This is a genomic window from Streptomyces sp. NPDC048483 (assembly GCF_040651455.1).
Taxonomy (GTDB): Bacteria; Actinomycetota; Actinomycetes; order Streptomycetales; family Streptomycetaceae; genus Streptomyces.
On the sequence record NZ_JBEZJZ010000243.1, the window covers coordinates 1 to 2,714 of the forward strand.

At 64.6% G+C, this 2,714-nt stretch carries 3 protein-coding genes; 1 reads left to right on the forward strand and 2 read right to left on the reverse strand.

The features are described 5' to 3' along the window. Window positions 1-69: 69 nt before the first annotated feature. Window positions 70-1,056, reverse strand: a complete 987-nt coding sequence (locus AB0D04_RS42545; RefSeq protein ID WP_362712852.1) for an IS481 family transposase — start codon at window positions 1,054-1,056, stop codon at window positions 70-72. Between the two features lie 88 nt (window positions 1,057-1,144). Continuing rightward, window positions 1,145-1,510 (reverse strand): VOC family protein, encoded by a 366-nt coding sequence (locus tag AB0D04_RS42550; protein WP_030981285.1) that lies wholly within the window; start codon window positions 1,508-1,510, stop codon window positions 1,145-1,147. Window positions 1,511-1,605: 95 nt separating this feature from the next. On the opposite strand from AB0D04_RS42550, the gene AB0D04_RS42555 reads away from it, so the two are divergent. Next, window positions 1,606-2,571: a WYL domain-containing protein gene (locus AB0D04_RS42555; RefSeq protein WP_362712854.1), complete on the forward strand. Its 966-nt coding sequence runs from the start codon at window positions 1,606-1,608 to the stop codon at window positions 2,569-2,571. Window positions 2,572-2,714 lie beyond the last annotated feature (143 nt).

A 2,714-nucleotide genomic window follows, 5' to 3' on the forward strand; every position in this document is an offset into this window, starting at 1 on the left:
ACGAGGGGGCGCAGAAGCACGGCGGGGAAGCGGTACGGGATCGCCCCGGGCGGTAACCGCGGAAGGTCGCTAGCTGTACTGGTCGGGGACGTTGATCAATCGTGAGAACGGGGGCTGGTTGCCGCAAGCGGTGTGCGGACGGTGCTGGTTGTACTGGTGCAGCCACGGTGGCAGAGCGTCTCGGCGTTGTTGCTCGCTGGTGTAGCAGCGGGCGTAGGCCCAGCCGTCGGCCATGGTGCGGTGGAAGCGCTCGACCTTGCCGTTGGTCTGCGGACGGTAAGGGCGCGTGAACTTCGGCGTGATCGAGAGGGCGTCGCACGTGTCGCGCCACAAGTAGGACCGGTAGGCGCCGCCGTTGTCCGAGAGCACCCTCTCGATGGTGACGCCGCGCTCGGCGAACCACTCCACCGCGCGATGCAGCACGCTGACTGCGGTCATGGCCGTCTCGTCATTGTGGACCTCGGTGTAGGCGACGCGAGAGTGGTCGTCGATGACGGTGTGCACAAACGCGTATCCGAGCTTCGGGCCGCCGTAGGCGTTGCGTGACTTGCCCGGAGTCGCGACGCGGTGCTTCTCGCCTTGGCGGCGGCCGACGTAGCGCCAACCGCCGCCATCGGGAATGTTCCCGAGCTTCTTCACGTCCACGTGCACCAGCGATCCCGGGTGGTCGTGCTCATACCGCCGGACGGGTTCACCAGTCGCGCGATCGACGTAGGCAAGTCGGTTCAGTCGGGCTGATCGCAGGATTCGGTGCACTGTCGACGGGGCGATGTCGAGTCTCGCGGCGAGCTGGACCGGCCCTTCTCGCAGACGCAGTCGCAGGTTGACGCACCTCTTCGTCACGGTGATGGTTGTCTTGCTCGGCGATATCCGGGGTCGTGAGGATCGGTCCTGCATGGACTCACCTGCAAGGTAGCGGTCGACCCAGCGCTTTACGGTTGGCCAGGACACCTGGAATCGGGCCGCGACTTCGCTGATGGGCCAGCCGTCGTCAACGACGAGTCGCGCGACTTTCAGACGGTGGCGCGGGGTGAGGGCAGCGTTCGGATGTGACATTTCTGAGCTCCTGGACAGACTGAAGGGCCGACCATCGTGTGTGGCCGGCCCTTCGACAACTAGACGTGTGGGTAGGGGGGCGTGCAGATCAGTCCACCGGGGAGACTCGGATGAGGTTGCCGTCGGGGTCGGTGATCACAAACGTGCGGCCGAAGACAGCGTCGTGCGGCTCCTCCACGACATGGACTCCCTTCGAGACCCAACTCGTGAAGATCTCGTCAATCGCAGTCGCTGCTCCGGAGACCATCAGCCCGACTTCGCTTGTGCGAGGGGTGCTCGGGACCGCTTGCTCGCTGTAGCCCGTCCACAGCGCGAACAGGACACCGGGGGCAACCTCGAAAGCTACGTAGTGGGGACTGATGAAGGTCGGTTCGATCTCGAACAGGTCGCTGTAGAAGGCGGTAGCGGCCTCGGCGTCGCGGACGCCGATCAGGAACAGGTTGGGTGCGGGCATAGAGCGCTCCTCAGATCGTTGAAGTCTCGGTACCGCTCCAGTTGATCGCCTCATCGCGACAGAACCTGTCACCTTTTCTGCGAACATTAGTCAGCATGAAGGCTTCGAGGCTGTTGCACCTCTTGCTGCTCCTGCAGACCCGTCAGCGCATCACCACCACCGATCTCGCCGAGCGTCTGGAAGTGTCTCGGCGGACTGTGCTGCGGGATGTCGAGGCGCTCTCGACAGCAGGTGTGCCTGTCTATGCCGAACGCGGGCGGAACGGCGGGATCGTCTTGCTCCCCAGTGCAAGGCTCAACGCATCCCATCTGGAACCACCAGAGCTGGAGGCCCTCTCCGTAGCCGGTTTGGACAGCGCGCAACTTGAGCGTATGGGCCTGTCTGCGGTGTGGGAGTCGGCCGCGCGCAAGATAGCCGCCCGGCAGGCTGTAGCACCTGGGTCGCCGAGCCTGCTGCAACTGGCGGACCTGGTGCTGGTGGACAGCACCGCGTGGTTTGCTGACTCAGAGGCAGCGGTCGACGTATCGGATCTAGCCTCGGCCCTGCGACGCCGACGACGGCTGCGAATCCAGTACCGGCGCAGCGCCGAGAATCAGGCCTCAACGCGGGTGGTCGACCCGTACGGGATCGTGGCGAAATCAGGCCGCTGGTATCTCATCGCCGATGACCAGGGGGACGGTCGACTGTTCGCTCTGGAACGACTCTCGTCCTACGAACAACTCGACGCGCCCGCTGCTCTCCGACCAGGCGAAACCCTCCGCACCAGATGGACCGCATTAAAGGAAGGTACCGAGGGGCAAGGTCGCGTGAGCGTGACCGTCCGTCTGCCAGAAAATGGCCTCGACCTGGCATGGCGCATCCTCGGCAACCGCATCCACGATATCTCCGACGCGGAGAACGGCTGGTGCACCGTCGTCGTCCGCTACCCCGACATCGAGTCAGTGCGTCAGCTCCTCCAGTTCGGCGACCACATCGAGATACTCACCCCAGAGACAGCCCGCGAACGCATCAGACAGCTCGCCAGAGACCTGGCTGAAAGGCACTCAACCCCAGCTTCGTGAGCGCCGATCGGAACGTCCTGCCCTCAATCAACGTCTCCGGTCAGTACAGCTAGCCGTGCCCGTGCAGGGCGGTGCGGCAGCTCGCCACCACACCGGGGGCTGCCTGGTGCAGGCACTTCCCACTGACGCCGGTGCGACTCATG